Raw genomic sequence first — 17281 nt, 5'->3', positions numbered from 1 at the left:
TATAAGAGAAAGTTATCGTAAAACAGCGGCGCTGAATCAAGACTGGCAAAATCGCCACCTAACTTAGCGGGCTAGAGCGAGAGCTAGTAGGTAGAAAACAACAGTGACACCGAGGCCAGAACCTAGCAACGCCAGGAATGGTTGCCAGCCCATTTGCGCGACCAAGGGCACAAACTGCTCCACTCTTACAAGCCAGTAGGGCTTGGCTGGGGGCTGCTTGTCTCGGTAGTCCTCGCCATAACGCGGTGTCACTAGATTGAAGGGCCGCTCCGACCGACGACTCCGTTGGTAGGGAACTGTATTCTCGCCAAAACTAGTCTCGTATTCCTGAGAATCAATCAGGGCATCAACAAAGCGACTAAAGCCCTGTTCAGCAATCACAATCGACCAAGCAATACGCTCCTGCTCGTTGTAGGAGGCCCGGCCCAGGAAGCGCTTGAGGCAGAGATCAACCAAACGGTAGTTATTATTGGCTTCGACCAATAAGCGGTAGAACGCCTCAGACTTACCCAGGGCGCGTACGAAGTCGCGCACGCTTAGGGAGCCGTTCTTGAATTGAGATTCCAGCGCCTTGGGGCGATTGCTTTCTAAAATCTCATGCTCGCTGAACAGTTGGCGATAGGTCGCCCAAAGCAAGTCTGAGCGTTCGCTATCGGATTGGGTGTTCTCAGACCGATAAACCCGAAATCCAGAGCCATTTTGGTCTGATAAACCAAAGCCAGAAACTCGTTGGTCTTGTACCGTTAGCGGATAGCTCAGTAGGGGCACAGCAGCCATACGGATGATCCTCCAGAGTTAGAAAACTACAAGGGGAAGCTGAAGCTGGAATTGATGTTTTTACCCGTTTGGGCTTGCGTTTCCCGAGACGTGCTGGGTACCTGAATGTTTTGGACGCTCACTTTGTTGAACGTTGTGCCCTTGGGCTTGAGTTCGCGAGCCATTTCCAAAAAGTTCTTGACATCGCCAGTGCGGGGGCGCTCCCGATCCAGCTTTTCGCGCCACTGGTCGCCGTAGCGAGGCGTTACTAAGTTGTAGGGACGCTGACCATAACGCCGACGTTGATAGGGAACAGTGTTTTCGCCAAAATTCTGCTCGTATTCTTCGCTATCGACTAGGGCGTCAACAAAGCCACCAATTCCGTTTTCGGCGATATAAATTGACCAGGAAATCTCTTCGCCCTTGTTGTAAGCATCGCGCCCTAAAAAGCGCTTCAAGCAGATATCAACCAGTCGATAATTATTATTGGCTTCAACGACTAACTGGTAAAACACTTCTGATTTACCCAGGCCACGAATGAAGTCACGCACACTGACTGCGCCATTCCTGAGTTGGGACTCCAAAAAGGTTTGCCGGCTGCTTTGTAGAATTAAGTGCTCACTGAAAATTTGACGATAGGCCGCCCAGATCAGCTCGTCAAAATCAGTGGCGCTAGTAACATCTTCCTTGCGGTAAGTGCGCGGCGTTTCTTCATTGGCAACTTCATAACCCGCGACCCGGTGGTTTCGGGAGGCAGGCTTGTAGTTCAGCAGAGGTAAGGACATAGTCAGCAATCTCCGAATGCTAGGGAAGGGGGCTAGGGGATGGGGGTTAGGGGGGGCGGGCTGTCACTCAGTCCATCCCCTAATCCCTAATCACGAGTTGGGCAGATAGCGGTAAGGCAGCGCAACCTCGCCGCGAGTCAAACGAGCAGGGGGTTGGCCGCTCCGGGTCATATCCGGAATTTCAGTGCGTTTGGCGCTCTTAGCCTTAGCCAGCGTCGATTGATAATTCACCTGGCCAGGGCTTAGACTCTCAGCCATCTTCAAGAAGGTGAGTGGAATCGCCTGACGAATCACGGTTTTATCCAGATCGTCAGCGCTGTAACGACGCACTTTGTAGAATGACCGGCCTACCAGATCCAACTCAATTTGACGATTGCGCCAGTAATCGCTGTAGCGGGGATTAACCAGGTTGAAGGGTCGCCCTTCGAACCGCCGCCTTTGGTAAGGCACAGCATCCTCACCAAAGGCCTGCAAATACTCCTCGCTATCGACTAGAGAGTCAATGAAGCCTCCTAGCCCCTGATTGGCGATGACAATCGACTGGGCGATTTGCTCACCCTGATCATGAGTGGCACGGCCCAAGAAGCGCTTGAAGCTAATATCGACCAAGCGATAATTCGAGTTGGTTTCCATCACCAACTGTCGATAGACCTCTGACTTGCCGAGTCCGCGAATGAACTCACGCACACTGATTTTGCGGTTCTTCAGTTGTGACTCTAAAAATTTTTGGCGGTAGCTTTCAAGAATCAAATGCTCGCTGAAAATTTGGCGATAGGCAACCCAAATCAGAGCTTGCACATCGTCTTCAGTCGCATCGCTGAGGCGGTAAACTTTAGGGTCATCTTCATCAGCAACTTCATAGCCAGGAACTCGATAGTTCTGACTGCGGGGCTTAGTTTCAAGTAGGGGTAGGGCCATAAAAAAGTCCTTACAAAGGTCTTGGAATTAGAATTTTGGGATCGACGGCTGAGGTCCGGTTAAGGTTCTGTCGCTTGACTCAGTTGAGGAGACTTGAACTAAGCGCCTAGGTGCCTGTGTGCTTAGATATCTAGAGCTCAGACGGGATAAGCTGTCGCAAGCGTTGGAGAGCGAGCAGGGCTCGGGCCTGTACAACTGGCTCTGCATCTTGCCCAGCAAGATGCTTGAGGCTAGCTTCTGCGTTGGGATGATCAACCGCTTGAGCAATCGCTTCTAGAGAAACAACGGCAGCATAGCGAATAGACCAGTCTTCGTCCTGAACCAGTTGGCTCAAGCTGGTTTGGATACGCTGCGGTGCTGCCCGATAAATCCCGCCTAAACCTTTTGTCGCCGCCCGACGTACGCTGGGAGCAAAATCAGTCTCGGCAGCCTGCACCAGTACTTCTAAGGCCCGAGCATCACCCAGCGTTGCCAATGCTCGAATTGCATAGGCCCGTGCCCCGTAGTTGTAGCCGTCCAATTTCTCGATCAACAAAGGCACAGCTGTTTCGCCCCACCTAACTAAACCCTGCATTGCGGTAATCGCTGCTGCTGGGTTGTTGTAGCCCAGCACTTCGATCAGCGCTGGAATCGCTTCAGCTTCGCTTGACGCAGCTAGGGCTTGCACGGCCTGAATCAGCTCGGTTGGGCTGGCGGCCTGCTGCACATTTTGGATGAGAGTGCCAGTATCCATTTCCAAGTCCTCAGGGCTAGAGGACGACTGAAATCGTCCCCACAGCAACTACAGCAAGTTATCGATCAAATCCAGCACGGCTGGAAGAGGATTTTCTGGATGAGGTTCCATGGCGAGTGCCACAGAGGGCGCTACGTTCAAATGCACGTCGAGCAGGCCCTTCAAGGCAAACAGCTTAAAACTGTTTTCGGTTCGAGCCCGAGCAATTGGCTGAGCTGCCTCCAAATAGCCCACTGCGCCCAAGTCACTCAACGCAACTCGACGCAGATTGATATCTGGATCTTCAAGGGCGCGCACCAATTGCTCAGCGTACTGACGCTCACCTGTGAGGCTATACATCGCCCGAGCAGCACTCAAGCGCACCCGAGGCACCGGATGCTCCAAAAAAGGAGCGACCTCTGCAACTGCGTCTTGAGCCTTGAGCGCTCCTAGTGCCTCTAGAACATCCTCGTAGGGTTGGCGCAGATGGGGCTGACCGGGCATCTGTTGTGCCGCTTCCACCCCACCTGCAAGCAGTTGGCGCAAGGCAGCGACACAACGGTTGTCCCCTAATACAGCCAGTGATTGTGCAGCCGCTTCGCGGACGTAAAAGTCCTCGCACTCCAGACAAGCCATTAACGCAGGCACGGCCCGAACGTCTCCTAGTTTGCCCAAGGCGCGGGCGGCATTGCGCCTCAGCGGATAACCGCCTAGTTCAGTGCGGTCTGCCTCATCGCTTAGCGCAACCATCAAAGCGTCCACAGCCTCCTGATCGTTCACACGCATTCTGCCCAACCACCAGGCGGCGTAGTAGCGCAAACTCAGATCCTCACCCACGAGATTGGCTAACGCCTTCTCACGAGTGAGGCTGGGATCGGGTAGGGCATTGTCCTGCATGGTCGACCTGCTGTCAGAACCGGGATTAGCTGAGATTAGATTCCTTGCCAGCTGTCAACGGTTCCACCTTCAGGATGCGAGCGCCTAGTCGGTTGAGGCGCTGCATTTCCTCGTTTAGCTTGCCATAGGACACCGTGACTGAACTGGGGCCGCTGCGGCGGATGGAGTAAGAACTGCGGTTCGTTTCTTCGTTCTGACGCAGTCCTTCGTACTCGATGCGGAAAATGCGGCGTCCAGCTTCGGTGGTTGCGGCAGTTCCAGTGGCGGTTTGACCCAGCATAGTCTTTAGAAACTCCAAACTGAATTGAGTGGTTTAAGGATAGAGAGTAAAGCGTGGGGGGCAGAGAGTGAAGAGCGAGTCTACACCCCCAACTCTCCACGCTTCACACTCAAAACTTTGGGCAGGTTTTCGAATTTCTGAATCAGCAGGGCTTGGCCCTGCTCATCTCTAAACTGGCGTAATGCTAGCGATCTTGCCACCAGTGCGGTGGATTTGCTGCATCTTCGCTAAGAGTTGGTGATGAGGCACCATAAATACAGTACTGCTTCGGCGCACGGCTGGATAGCCCGGGGTCCGAATGCTGGTCACTTCTAGCCGGTACAGCCGGTTCAGATCATCTGCTGTGCCTGCACCCGTGTTGGGACGATTGCGAGGTGCAGAATCCGAAGAAGCGCGGTAGGACCAACCCGTAGCTCCGCCAGAGGGACCAACAATGGTATTCGAGCTGTTTTGCGCCAAGTTACGGGTCAGGCGAGGGCTCTTACCTTCAACCTGGGAGCTGTCGCTGTTGGCATAACCCCGGTAGAGACGGAACATGCGGTTGAAGCCAACCGTCCGTGCACCCGTAAAGTAGCCAAAGCCCCGATAGAAGGGAACAACATTGTCCCCAAAGTTGGTAACGTACTCTTCACTGTCAATGAAGGCATCAATGTCAGCGTCGTAGCCTTTCTCGTTATATAGACCGAAGTGGAAGATCAGCTCTGCTTCGTCGTAGGGAGCACGACCGAGCAGGTGCTTATAGTTCAACTCCGTAAAGCGATTGTTGGAGTTGGGATAGAAAAATCTGGTTTTGTAAAGCTCTGATTTGGCAACAGTTCGCACGAATTCCCGAACCGTAGTTGTGCCTTGACGCAATTGCGACTCGGCATAGGTTAGGCGTTCACTCGCCATAACGTAATCGTTGCCTAAGAGCTGCCGATACACAGCCGAGATAACAGCCTGAACGTTTTCTTCAGACCGGTTTGGCCGCAATTCGACCCGCTGAGTCTCATCAAAGGCGGAAATGCCCAGCCGACTTGCTGATGCTAAACCACTCATGCCTTAATCTCCTATGCGGAACGCTGAAGTTTTTTAACCAAACAAGCGCAATGCCTGGAGAAGCAAACAACTGTTAGCGGAGAATCGCCAACCCTCGCTCACCCCTCCAGGCATCCCCAAGGACTTTTGACTAGCTCAGGGCGTTGATTGCGTAGTCAATGTAGGCGTTGGCTTCAACAGCAGGCTGACCAGAACCACCGTGGTTGGCCTTGATCCACTTGAGGGCTTCAATGTACCAGCTGGGGGATAGATCAAAGGTGCGGTTGATCTCAGACAGACCAGCGATCAGGTACTCATCCAGAGGACCTGTGCCACCAGCAACTAAGCTGTAGGTGACGATCCGCAGGTAGTAACCGATGTCCCGAGCGCACTTAGCCTTACCTTCAGGGCTGGAGGCGAAGTTAGAGCCTTGCTGCTGGGTGGTGTAAGGGAACTTTTGGTAGACAGCTTGGGCAGCACCATCGATCAGGCGCTGAGCGTTGTCGGTCAGCAGACGAGCAGCAGCTAGAGCGGCTTCAGCACGCTCGTAGCGGCCATAGACCTGGGTCAGCTCAGCGTTGCTGAGGAAACGGCCCTGGGTGTCAGCGGTTGCGATGGCTTCAGTGATGGGGGTCTTCATAATGCTGGATATCTTCCTTCAAGTTTGTACGCTTGTACGGCAGTCAAAAAAGTTAGGCAACAGCGGCAGCAGCACGATCGAAGTAGCTAGCCACTTCAGACATCAACTGGTTGCAATCGCCCTTGGTGATGCCGTTGGGATCGTTAGCGATGGCAATCGCAGCATCCTTCATCTTCTGCACACCAGCAGCCACTGAACCACCGGGTACGCCCAGCGCTTGATAGGTCTCACGCAGACCGTTCAGGCAGCGATCATCCAGCACACTGGCATCACCTGCGATCGTTGCGTAGGTCACGTAGCGCAGGATGATTTCCATGTCGCGCAAGCAAGCAGCCGCACGGCGGTTGGTGTAGGCATTACCGCCAGGAGCGATCAGCTGAGGCTGCTCAGCAAACAGAGCACGGGCGGCGTTAGCGACGATGGTCGAGGCGTTGCCGGTGATGCGGTTGACGACGTCCAAGCGCTTGTTGCCATCTGTGACCAGGCGCTGCAGGGCATCCAATTGGCCGCCGCTCAGGAACTCGCCCTTGGCATCAGCCTGAGAAACAACCTTGGCGAATGCGTCTAACATGTTTGTCTCCTACTTGCTGTTAACGTGTTGAGTTTCACAAACATCTCTAAAACCGAAAATGGCTTAGAAATGCAACGCTGGAAACGTTGAAAGTGTAGACCAGTTTCGAGGCCGAGCTTAAGGAGGAACGCTCTCTAAGTGATCCTTCCGCTTGGACGCTAACTCGGTTAACCAGAGCAGTTCTCTGAGAAAACTGAGAAATATTAACGCCCGAATGAGAAGGCATTGGCTCCCCCTGAAACACCGTCTCGACACCTGAAAGGCCTTGTACATCTCAGCTTGCGCCTGTGAGCACCGCCTTCAGGTTCTCTTTATACAATGCCCTCAAGCATTTATTTATTAAGAATGGTAAAAAGGTGTCGACTGTTGCAAACTTTTAGCGGAGGCCGTACAAATCAAGGCTTTGAGTGCTTTAGAACCCCAGTTTTAGGTCTAAATACTAAGCTTTGTAAAAGCGTATCAAGAAGGCTTGCCCACGCTTAGGCTTTCTTAAGAATCCTGCCGATTCGCCTAATGCTCTCGTTTTGGCTCTCCACCGAGAGGTTGAAGAACTGGGCTGTTTGCTTGAAGTTTTATAACCGTGACAGCCTCAACTTTACATAGCTACTTCTAATTTCCCCTCGATTTAGAAGCTTGAACGCTGCCGAAGCACTTGGAGCAGGGTGAGAAATGGCCCTGGTAAGGGAGCCTCAAAACTCAGAGCCTCCCGAGTAGTGGGATGTTGAAAGCTCAAGCGCCAAGCATGGAGGGCCTGACCTGGCAGGTTAACGCCAAGCGTTTTGCCGGAGGCGTAAACGGGGTCACCAACAATCGGGTGCCCCATATAAGCAGCGTGAACCCGAATTTGATGGGTTCTACCAGTCTCCAAGTCAAAGTGCAGCAGCGTGTAGTTCCCCAACCGTTCTTGAATTCGCCAGTGGGTCACCGCCTGACGTCCGCCTTCCGCTTCAGGGACCACAGCCATTTTCTTACGGTCCACAGGGTGCCTGCCTAGTGGAGCACTCACGCTGCCCGCTTCTGTTCGGGGGCAGCCATAAATGACACCTAGATACTCGCGCCGGGCTGTTTTCGCCTGAATCTGAGCTTGGAGGCTGCGGTGGGCTGCGTCTGTTTTAGCTACCACCATCACACCTGTAGTATCCCGATCTAACCGATGCACAATACCGGGACGCTGGACCCCGCCAATGCCGGAGAGCGAATCTTGACAGTGAGCCAACAGGCCGTTGACCAGCGTGCCAGAGCTGTGGCCAGGTGCTGGATGAACGACGAGACCCACTGGTTTATCGATTACTAATAGTTGATCATCTTCATAGAGAATACTCAGAGGCATGGTTTCTGGCTCAATTGCCAGAGGCTCAGGCTCAGGCAAGCTCAGGTCAACCTGATCGCCTACCTGCACCAAGTCTTTTTTGTTACAGACCTGCCCATTGAGCCGGACCTGCCCCTGCTCGATCAGTTTCTGGATGCGGGACCGAGAGAGATCAGGCAATTGCTCAGCGAGCCAACGGTCCAGACGTTCTCCCGAGTCCTCTGGTGCTACGGGTGGGATCTGGATCTGAGCTAAATGCCCTGTTTCTGGTTCAGAGCGACTTTCGGGCATTGAATCGACGCGTTGACGGACAGTCGCCATGTTTGCTATTCGAATATTTACTGATGCCAAGCTTGAATTTGGGCTTGATTAGCCCTCAATTAAAGTAGTTTTCGGGTGGTCAAACTCTAGGTTAACAAGTCTCAAACTCAAAAGACCAAACCTAAGCTGCCAGCCTCGATTGCTAACTCCAGTTGCTGAAGGCATTCAAACATGTTTCTTCTATAAATGATCCTATAAATGATCTATGAACTTGGGTTCCTAGTTAGAACAGACCTTGGGCACAGGGGCATCTTATTTATTAGTAGGTTATTGAAAGCATCGCCGTGAAAAGAATTACTCTCTTTTGTTGCCTCTCGTTGTTAGCTGTAGTGAATGCGGTCGGTGTTTCTTATTTTCTACTTTGGGTTGTGTTGAGCCAAGGCAATGTTCAAGCCCAAGCAATTAATGGTAAGGCTGAGTCTGACTCTAGCATTCAAAAACTAGCAGCTATCCCGTCAGTCAGATAAAGCTAAAAACCAAGTATTTAAAGTTATTGCTCTAACCATAGATTTACCATGGACAAGACAAGATTTTCCCAAGGTCAGAGAGAGATCTACGAACAAGGATTTAACGTAGGTTATCACTGTGGCAAGAAACTCTGCGGCCTTGACGACACTAGCAGCTTAGATTATCAAAATTTATTTGAATGGATGATGATTTCCCGAGAGTTCACTCTTGGTGTTCAAGATGGCTGTTCTTATTTTGTTGCCCATCAGAACTCAAGCGAGCCCGAAAGCTCCCAGCAACCAGCGACCAGGTCGCTTGATATGGGAACGCGAAGATTGCAAGCCGCTCTAAAACGATAGAGAGTAGCTGCCAGTAGAAGTGGCAGTAGATGGTTTAATTTGCGCAGCTTAATTTGCACGATTCAAAACAAATCTTAAATAAGGCTAATCCATAGAAGGAGAGCTATCCCAAATCGAGATAGCTCTCCTTTTATGATGTATGCTCACTCTTTACAGTGAAACCTGCTGTGCATTAACTAGCCGCTAGGGCCGGAACATCCACAGCGGTTGACCATTCGTGCTCAGTTCGAATTCGGTCCAGTTCATTAAGGCATCAGCAGAGCCAGGAACTAAGCGGGAGAAAAAGGGTTTGGGGGATCTAAGATCGACAAACTTGGCTTTTTCGGGGTCTAAACCGGCCAGCTCAGCTGCCCAGCGACGAGCATCTTCTTCAGTGCCGAGGCGATCGACAACACCCAGGTCCAGGGCTTGCTCGCCTGTGAAGATGCGGCCATCGGCAAAGGCTCGGACTGCATCTTCGGTGAGGTTTCGGGCCTCCGCAACTGTGCGTACAAACTGGCGATAACTGACATCAATTAGATCTTGAAGGATATTCTTCTCCGGTTCTGTTAGTTCTCGATCAAAGGCCAGGATGTCTTTATAAGGACCGGATTTAATGACCTTGAACGATACACCGACTCGATCTAATAATCGTTCAATATTATTGCCCCGTAAGATGACGCCAATGCTGCCAGTAATCGTGCCGGGGTTCGCTATGATATGCGGCGCTCCCATGCCGATGTAAACGCCACCGGAAGCAGAAATATTGCCAAAACTGGCGACGATTTTGACCTTATCTCGCAGCTTTTTAAAGGCAGTATAGATCTCTTGAGAGTCGCCCACTGTGCCACCAGGGCTATCAATGCGCAGTACTAGGGCTGGGAACTTGCGCTCTTCGACCAACTTTAGAAATCCCAGCACGTCTTTGCGGGTTTTGCCACCAATGGCACCCGAAACTTCAATTCGAGCAATCGCGTTGCGGCGTTTGTTAAAAGGCCAGGGCATAGGAACAGGTCATCAGGAAGTAAAAGGATTGGGAGTATCCGCAAACAGGATGGGGGCGATCGCCGCCGCAGACTCTAATCGCTGCGCCTGGTTTTCTTCGATTGCGAAATACTGATCGAGGCGATAGCAGAAGCTTTCAGGATTTAGACTCTGAACGCCAGCACTGATGATGTAACTTTGGGCAGCAGACCCACGGAAGGCACTGATCGCTTCAGTGCAAAAGGCAACCTTAGACTCTGGTGCCGCCTCCAACCAGTCGATACCCAACTTAGAGCCACTGAGCATTGCTGCTCCATTGGCTGGCTGAACAGGACGACGGACAGCGCTCGGGTTGCGGTCTGAGGCGCAACCCATACACAGTACCCCAACCACCATCAGGGTCAGTAACCGGGTGAGCCAGGAACGCCAGGGTCGAAGGAATTGCCCCATGAGCTGTAACAATCTGTAATCTGATTGAATCTATTCTACTGTGGCGCGACCTGTGAAAGTTCCCCAAGGAATTCCTCAGAATGTCTGGGTTCTTGGATTTGGCAGTTTGCTGAACGATATCAGTTCGGAGATGATTCACTCCTTACTGCCGCTGTTTCTGGTCTCAAGCCTGGGGGCGGGGACCCTGACGGTGGGACTGATTGAGGGCACGGCTGAGGCGACTGCTTCGGTGGTGAAGATTTTCTCGGGCGCTTTGAGCGACTATTTGGGACAGCGCAAGAACCTGCTTGTGCTGGGCTATGGCCTGTCTACGCTGGTCAAGCCCTTGTTTGCTTTAGCTACCACTCCTGCCTGGGTTTTAGCAGCTCGCTTTGGCGATCGGGTTGGTAAAGGCATTCGAGTTGCTCCCCGCGATGCCTTGGTTGCTGATACAACACCTCCTGCTTTGCGGGGTGCAGCTTATGGTCTGCGTCAGTCTCTGGATTCAATCGGGGCATTTTTAGGGCCTTTGATCGCTTCAGCTCTAATGCTGGCCTGGGGTGGCAAACTTCGTTGGGTGTTCTGGGCTGCCTTGATTCCCGGTGTCTTGGCCGTTGTGTTGTTGGCAGCGGGTGTGCGTGAGCCCCAGAACCAGAAATACCAACTTGAGCCGGGAGCGGGGCAACGGCGCACTCAGCCTTTGCATTGGCATTCTTTGCGCCGTTTGCAAGGAGCCTACTGGTTGCTACTGGGGGTGGCACTTCTATTTAATCTAGGCAATTCCAGTGATGCATTTTTGCTGTTGAAGGCGGAACAACTTGGAATCGCAACCCCCCTAGTGCCTCTGGGGCTGGTCGTGGTGAACTTAGCCTATGCCGCTAGCGCTTATCCAGTAGGAGTTCTCTCTGATCGCCTGGGACGCGTCGGGCTGTTGGTGGCCGGATTCCTCCTCTACGCCTTGGTTTATTTGGGCTTTGCTGTAGCCCAAAGCCCCTGGCAAGTTTGGGGCTTGTTCGCGCTCTACGGCTTGCACTTAGGCTTGAGCCAGGGAGTGCTGCTGGCACTGGTAGCAGATCGAGTGCCTGGAGACTTGCGAGGGACGGCCTTGGGCTTTCTCAACCTGGCAGTTGGGGTAGCCCTGTTGCCAGCTAGTTTGCTAGCAGGTAGCTTGTGGCAACATTTTGGCTCAGGTGCGACCTTCGCCATTGGCAGCATTTTTGCAGTAGCCGCAGCAGTTCTGCTCTGGGTGTTTCGACCTGCTGTAGGTCAGCAGTGAAGCCTACGTGACTACTACCGTGATGGCTGATAGCGGCAAAACTTAACAACCGAACAGGGTGAGCAGCATGACTAAGATTGACCGTCAACGCGAGCATCAAGCTAATGAGCGTACCTTCTTAGCTTGGTTACGGACCTCAGTTACCCTGATCGGTTTTGGCTTTGCCATTGCCCGCTTTGGTCTGTTCCTTCAGGAGCTGCAAGTCAATCTGACCACCGCGAGTGATGGCAATTCGCATACCTTGGGAGCGCGAGGTCTCGGCATCAGTCTGGTTATTGCTGGAGTTGCTTTAATTGCCCTAGCCGCTTGGCGCTACAACCAGGTTTTTGAGCAAATTGAGCGTAGCGATTACCAGCCCAGCCGTTTGTTGATCTGGATTGTGACAGCTGTAGTGATAGGGTTAGGAACTCTCACTATGCCCCTGGTGCTTTGGCGCAAAAACAGCACACAACCCAAACTGGAAGCTCCACGCAAGCCAACTGCTCACCCATAACTGCCTAGAACCTGGTTAGGGGTAGTCTGCTATGTGGCAAAGCCTCCAAACCTGCTCAGCCAGGGGGGGGAACCAAAGTGTCTCTTGGCGGAGTAGGCTTAACGCTCAAGGGGTGACTAGAGGAATTGGGGAATCAACAATGAAGGTAGCAGGTTGGGTCATGTTGGCGTTAGGGGCGTATCTTCTGGCCACGACCAGTGATCCTTTAGGAGTCGTGCTACTACTCGCTGGCTTAGGTATGGCGCTGCTGTTCTAGCTTGCCTAAATTCTTGGTCTAGATTAAGGGTTGGCGGAAGATATGCCAATGCCCAGTTGCTTCTTACTCTGCTTTAGCTGTTTCCAAAGCGTCTTGATCTGCCGATAGGACTCTTCTGGTGTGATTTTGCCACCGGTTTCTAGAGAGCAGATAATGCTCACCCGATGGGAAAACTCCTGCAGATTGGCATTGAAAACCAAATTCTCGGCCTTGACCTGACCGTAGTAACGGCTACGGGGGCACAAAAAGTCAGAATGGTCGTTCATAGAAACCCTCTTTAAACTTTATGCATCGCCTCGGCAGCAGGTAGCTCAGAGTCCTAGTTGCCCAGAGATCTGTACGCTACGGTCTGTTCGCACTTAGCATTTTTTCTTAACCGCATCTTAACCTGTTTGGGTAGGTGCTTCAAGTATTTGCTCATGGCCTCCAGCTGGCTCTCTGGCTCCGAGGTTGGCTTCTGAAGATACATCTTCTTGAGTGACTGTAAATGCGACTTAAGAGCGAATCTGAGTTCGAACTCAAGTAAATTTGCCTGTGCAGCTTCTGGGAATTCCAGAAGCTGCACAGGCAGGTCTGCCTGACTGTAGCCTTAGTGGCGCCCTACTCTGGCAGGCCGGTTAAGCAGTAACGAAGTCAGCTGCGGTAATTAGATTTGCCTGGACTCCCACTAAAACTGCTAGCAGCTCGGTGCTGGCACCATTGGCCCGAATCAGCGTGTTGTTCTGAGTGGCTCCTGTACCCTGACTGATCGTCAATTGCCCAAACTGTAGACCGGCAGATAAGGCAATGAGATCTTGGCCGTCCGTAAAGTCTATGATTGTGTCCGCTCCAGCACCAAGGGCAGCTACAAAGCGATCGCTGCCCGATCCGCCCACTAACCGGTCTGGACCAGCACCGCCGACCAACGTATCGTCCCCCGCCTCACCGAAGAGCACATCGCGACCGGTCCCACCCAGCAGGTGGTCGTTACCAGCCCCACCAATGAGGCGGTCGATGCCAGCACCCCCGTTGAGCAGGTCGTCGCTAGCCAAGCCACTGAGCACATTCGCTCTCGCACTGCCGACTAAGGTATCAGCAAGAAAAGACCCTTCCAAAAACTCGATGGCTTGCAACTGGTCGCCTTGCGCATCACCGCCAGTCCCTTGACTCGTGAAGAGATTGACATTCACCCTAGTGCTGGAATTGCGGTAGCTGGCAACATCAAATCCTGCACCGCCATTCAAATTGTCGGCGCCTGAACCGCCAGTTATCCGGTCATTGCCAGCGCCAGCCAACAAGAAGTCAACTCCCAGACCACCTTCAAGAACGTCGTTGCCCAAATCACCCAGCAAACGGTCGTTGCCAATGTCGCCGCTTAAACGGTCCCTGCCCGCTCCTGCAAATAGCCGGTCATTGCCAGCACCCCCAAACAAGTCGTCGTCCCCCGCCAAGCCATTCAGTTGGTCATTACCTGCCCGCCCCAAAATGATGTTGCTTCGAGCGTTGCCAGACAGATTGTTATTGCCAGCATTGCCTCGGATAGCGTCATTAAAGACAGTATCGGTTCGGGCGCTCAGGTTTTGAATACGCGTGTCTTGAGCGGGACCGACATCAGCGACATTAAATGATGTGGTGTTGAAACGGGCTCTTGCATAATCAGCAAAGGCCTTTTGTTCGGTTCCCGGTGTGGTGAAAGTACCCCCGGATGCAGGCCCTAAATCAACCCGATTGAGACCCGTGGTTGGAAATGGATAACCATCGCCGCCACTGGCCAAAAAGCCCAAGGTGACCATGCGGAAAGTTCGGTTCGGATCGCCCAGCAACTCGCCGCCATCGGCGACGACATCCAACGTTCTGCCATTCTCGTCTTTGATGGCGAGCGACAACACTCGATCACCAGCAGGCCGATTGGCATCGAAACTAAAAGCCATGCCACCCACTTGCGGGAACCGACCAGGAGTTCGTCCGGGGCCTGTATCTGCAACGCCATGCTCAATTAGTTGCAGCAACTGCTGCGCGCTAACCGTCACCAAGCTCAAGCTGTTGTTGAACCGCAAAGAGTTCTCAATATCCAGTTGAGAAAGCTGTCCTTCTGTTTTGCCTGCTAATGGGTTAGCAGGGGGAGGCAGCCTGATGAAGTCATTGGGATTGGTCGAGCCGGGAGCCGCTTGTACCGTGCCAATATTATCGCGAATACCGCCACCATTTTTGAGGGCAATGACGACGCTAGGATCGGTTTGTCGAGCGGCAAATAAACTGGCGTCTGCGGTTACGTTACCCAAGTTGGTTTCTTGGGTGCGAACATCATCACGAGTGCCATTAAGAAAAACATTGGTGCTGCCGAAAATATTGCTATCTTTAGCAACAATGACCGACCGCAAGGCATTGGTAATTGCCACGACTTCTGGATCCGGGGTTGCTGTTGCACCGCCAGCCAAGTTAAGCGCAGTCAGAGCTGCAACGCTAGCAGCATCGGTGGCATAGGCGCCATTAATTGCCGGATTCAAGTTGTTGACATTGATCTGTCCAGCATCATCAAACTCAGCAACTAGGCGACCCACATAGGTGTAATTGGCAGCTGTATTGACAACTAAAACGGGACCCGTGGGTGATGTTTCGACAATTGGATAAGCGATGCCAGCGGGAGCTGTATCTCCAGGTCTGAGCCGATCAGTGCTGTCGGGTAGCAGGGTGTGTGAACCTCCCGCAATCACGACATCGACATCTCTCAGCCGTTTTGCCAATTCCCGTTCAATAAAGAGTTGCTGCATGTGAGCCAGCACGATCACTTTATTGATGCCGGTGGCTGTTAAGGCATTGACCGAAGATTGGATCTCAGCTGCCAGCGCATCCAGTTGCTGCGGTGTTGGTGTGCTGGCAAATGGAGAAGGGGTAACGCCAACGCCGGGACCGGGCGACGAAATTGAGGGCAAGGTCGGTGTAGTTGCACCCACTAAACCAATGCGCTGACCGTTGACTGTGATTACAGCGCTGCCAGAAATTCGACCGGAATTGGCAGCAGTAATGGTGGTGAAATCTTGGCCGTCAACAACCACACGGTTGCGCAAATTGGCATCACCGCTGAAGTCTAAATTGCTGCTGAGATAGGGGAATCGGGCTCCAGCGTAACTGCCACTAGGAACGATTAGCGACTGAATGGTTGACGTTCCTAAATCAAATTCGTGGTTGCCAAAAGCAGCGGCCTGAAAGCCAATTTCATTCATGATCGCGATGTCAGGCCGTCCAGGTCCGGCTGCGCCGATCACACTCGCTAAGCTGGGGTCACTGCCCGCTGAGAAAAAAGGACCTGGAATATAGTTGTCGCCCGAAGACAAGGTCAGGGTGTTGGCATAGTCATCTCTGAGCGCATTAACTACCGTGGAAAAGTTTACGGCATCGGTCAACGCAGGGATGCCACTCTCTAAGTCAGAGGCGTGCAGAATTTGCAGTGTAAAAGTTGCCATGAATTGCCAAGAAAATATTAGGATGTGCAGCGATTGCACGATGGAAGCTGATCGACGCTGAGACGGAAACCTATCAAGCAGCTTGGCAAGAATGGCTCAGCATATCTGAACATCCTTGAAGGTAAGTGGCCAGGGTTAAGGACAGGTCATGAGAGGTTAAAGCTGTCACCAAGTGAACCTTAAAGCCTGTAATTTTGCTGACTCTATACAGCCTGTAAGACTCATAGCTGTTTCAGGCAAGGGCCAGACTACGATTGAGAATCGGAATGACTGAACTGAGTTGATTTAAAGAGGACCTTAAAAAAGTAGGCAGCTGCATTGACTAGTTCCGAGGCCTGACTAGGTCTAAGGCCAGCGCATCGTACAAGTGCTGCCCAGCCGGTAACCACTAAGGACAGAGATATGATCTTTGCGCTTAATTTTTGTGCTTAGGACTTCAGATAGGGAACGAAGGTAAGGACAAACCCGATGCCCTCTGAACAACCCTTACAGAAGTTTGATCACCTCAGTCATAAGGTCGCTCGAATCGCTCTGAAACCACTGAATGCGTGGGTCAGCTCGAAACCAGGTGCGCTGCCGCTTGGCAAATTGGCGAGTTGCAATAACCGTGAGTTCTTGCGCCTCTGTCAGGCTGAGCTTGCTGTCGAGATACTGGCTCATTTCCCGATAGCCCAAGGTCTCGAACAAAGGCAGATCGGCTCCGTAGCGCTGCCGCAACTGCTGAACTTCCTCTAGCCAGCCCTGTTGCAACATGGTATGGGTGCGTTGCCGGATTCGAACCTCTAGGTCAGTGCAATCCAGGCCAAGCTGCAAAATCGGGTAAGCCGGTGGCGACTCGCCCTGTTGCTGCGTTAAGGGGACGCCAGTTACGTAAAACACCTCTAGTGCCCGCAGCGTGCGCACCAGGTCATTAGCGTGAATGCGCTCTGCACTAGCCGGATCAACCTGTTGCAGCATCGGATAAAGCATAGTCTGGCCCAGTGCTGTCAGCTGTCGCCGCAACTCCGGGTGTGGGGGCACGCGGGGAATTTTCAGCCCATTCACCACAGCGCGAATATAGAGCCCCGTCCCACCAGCCAGAACCGGCGTTTGGCCCTGAGCATGGCACTGCGCAATCAGGGCTTGGGCCTGTTCTTGGTATTGCGAAAGGGTCAGAGTTTGGGTCGGCTCAGCAATATCAATTAAATAGTGCGGCACCTGCTGGCGCTCCTCAACGCTAGGTTTAGCGGTGCCAATATCGAAGTGCCGGTAGATCTGCCGTGAGTCCGCGCTGAGGACAACTGTACTCAGGTGGCGTGCAACCTCGATTGCTAGTGCCGTTTTACCACTAGCTGTAGGGCCGACGATCACGACGAGGCCAGGCTGCTCAGGATGCCATTTTTTGACTTGATCCATCCCCCGTCCAACCC

At 52.6% G+C, this 17281-nt stretch carries 17 protein-coding genes; 2 read left to right on the top strand and 15 right to left on the bottom strand.

All coding sequences use genetic code 11. The features are described from left to right. Positions 1-63: 63 nt before the first annotated feature. The 12 genes from H6F94_RS27165 to H6F94_RS27110 all read right to left on the bottom strand — a co-directional run bounded on the left by H6F94_RS27165 (position 64) and on the right by H6F94_RS27110 (position 10425). Positions 64-777, bottom strand: a complete 714-nt coding sequence (locus H6F94_RS27165) for a phycobilisome rod-core linker polypeptide (protein WP_190805391.1) — start codon at positions 775-777, stop codon at positions 64-66. A gap of 26 nt (positions 778-803) precedes the next feature. Further along, positions 804-1541, bottom strand: coding sequence for a phycobilisome rod-core linker polypeptide (locus H6F94_RS27160; RefSeq protein WP_190805390.1), 738 nt, complete (start codon positions 1539-1541; stop codon positions 804-806). Between the two features lie 90 nt (positions 1542-1631). After that, on the bottom strand, positions 1632-2459 hold the full coding sequence (locus tag H6F94_RS27155; protein WP_190805389.1) for a phycobilisome rod-core linker polypeptide: 828 nt from the start codon (positions 2457-2459) through the stop codon (positions 1632-1634). A 130-nt stretch (positions 2460-2589) separates the two neighbouring features. Beyond that, the gene (locus H6F94_RS27150; RefSeq protein WP_190805388.1) at positions 2590-3192 is read right to left on the bottom strand and encodes a HEAT repeat domain-containing protein; all 603 of its coding nucleotides are present in this window, start codon (positions 3190-3192) and stop codon (positions 2590-2592) included. A 48-nt stretch (positions 3193-3240) separates the two neighbouring features. Next, entirely contained in the window at positions 3241-4068 is an 828-nt protein-coding gene (gene cpcE, locus H6F94_RS27145) for a C-phycocyanin alpha-cysteine-84 phycocyanobilin lyase subunit CpcE (RefSeq protein WP_190805387.1), read from the bottom strand. 25 nt (positions 4069-4093) lie between these two features. Further along, entirely contained in the window at positions 4094-4348 is a 255-nt protein-coding gene (cpcD, locus tag H6F94_RS27140) for a rod-capping linker protein CpcD (protein WP_190805386.1), read from the bottom strand. 168 nt (positions 4349-4516) lie between these two features. Next, complete coding sequence (locus H6F94_RS27135; protein ID WP_190805385.1) at positions 4517-5386, bottom strand: phycobilisome linker polypeptide; 870 nt, start codon at positions 5384-5386, stop codon at positions 4517-4519. Between the two features lie 130 nt (positions 5387-5516). Continuing rightward, entirely contained in the window at positions 5517-6005 is a 489-nt protein-coding gene (gene cpcA, locus H6F94_RS27130; protein WP_199320675.1) for a C-phycocyanin subunit alpha, read from the bottom strand. Between the two features lie 52 nt (positions 6006-6057). Beyond that, on the bottom strand, positions 6058-6576 hold the full coding sequence (gene cpcB, locus H6F94_RS27125) for a C-phycocyanin subunit beta (RefSeq protein ID WP_190805384.1): 519 nt from the start codon (positions 6574-6576) through the stop codon (positions 6058-6060). Between the two features lie 625 nt (positions 6577-7201). Then, positions 7202-8206 carry an RluA family pseudouridine synthase gene (locus H6F94_RS27120; RefSeq protein ID WP_242041437.1) on the bottom strand — a complete coding sequence of 335 codons (1005 nt, stop codon included), beginning with the start codon at positions 8204-8206 and terminating at the stop codon, positions 7202-7204. Positions 8207-9195: 989 nt separating this feature from the next. Further along, positions 9196-9996 (bottom strand): signal peptide peptidase SppA, encoded by an 801-nt coding sequence (gene sppA / locus H6F94_RS27115; protein ID WP_190805383.1) that lies wholly within the window; start codon positions 9994-9996, stop codon positions 9196-9198. A 12-nt stretch (positions 9997-10008) separates the two neighbouring features. Next, on the bottom strand, positions 10009-10425 hold the full coding sequence (locus H6F94_RS27110) for a hypothetical protein (RefSeq protein ID WP_190805382.1): 417 nt from the start codon (positions 10423-10425) through the stop codon (positions 10009-10011). Positions 10426-10477: 52 nt separating this feature from the next. Between H6F94_RS27110 and H6F94_RS27105 the strand changes: the two genes are divergently transcribed. Beyond that, complete coding sequence (locus H6F94_RS27105) at positions 10478-11680, top strand: MFS transporter (protein WP_190805381.1); 1203 nt, start codon at positions 10478-10480, stop codon at positions 11678-11680. 67 nt (positions 11681-11747) lie between these two features. Then, positions 11748-12173, top strand: coding sequence for a YidH family protein (locus H6F94_RS27100; RefSeq protein WP_190805380.1), 426 nt, complete (start codon positions 11748-11750; stop codon positions 12171-12173). 279 nt (positions 12174-12452) lie between these two features. Here the strand turns inward: H6F94_RS27100 and H6F94_RS27095 are convergent, their stop codons facing one another. The 3 genes from H6F94_RS27095 to miaA all read right to left on the bottom strand — a co-directional run bounded on the left by H6F94_RS27095 (position 12453) and on the right by miaA (position 17267). Next, the gene (locus H6F94_RS27095) at positions 12453-12695 is read right to left on the bottom strand and encodes a DUF7219 family protein (RefSeq protein WP_190805379.1); all 243 of its coding nucleotides are present in this window, start codon (positions 12693-12695) and stop codon (positions 12453-12455) included. A 351-nt stretch (positions 12696-13046) separates the two neighbouring features. Continuing rightward, positions 13047-15872 (bottom strand): 5'-nucleotidase C-terminal domain-containing protein, encoded by a 2826-nt coding sequence (locus tag H6F94_RS27090; RefSeq protein ID WP_190805378.1) that lies wholly within the window; start codon positions 15870-15872, stop codon positions 13047-13049. Positions 15873-16358: 486 nt separating this feature from the next. Next, positions 16359-17267, bottom strand: a complete 909-nt coding sequence (miaA, locus tag H6F94_RS27085) for a tRNA (adenosine(37)-N6)-dimethylallyltransferase MiaA (RefSeq protein ID WP_190805377.1) — start codon at positions 17265-17267, stop codon at positions 16359-16361. Positions 17268-17281: the final 14 nt, after the last annotated feature.

The sequence above is a fragment of the Leptolyngbya sp. FACHB-261 genome (assembly GCF_014696065.1).
Classification (GTDB): domain Bacteria; phylum Cyanobacteriota; class Cyanobacteriia; order FACHB-261; family FACHB-261; genus FACHB-261.
Note: the sequence above shows the minus strand (reverse complement) of the source record. Positions and strands in the feature narration are given on the sequence as shown.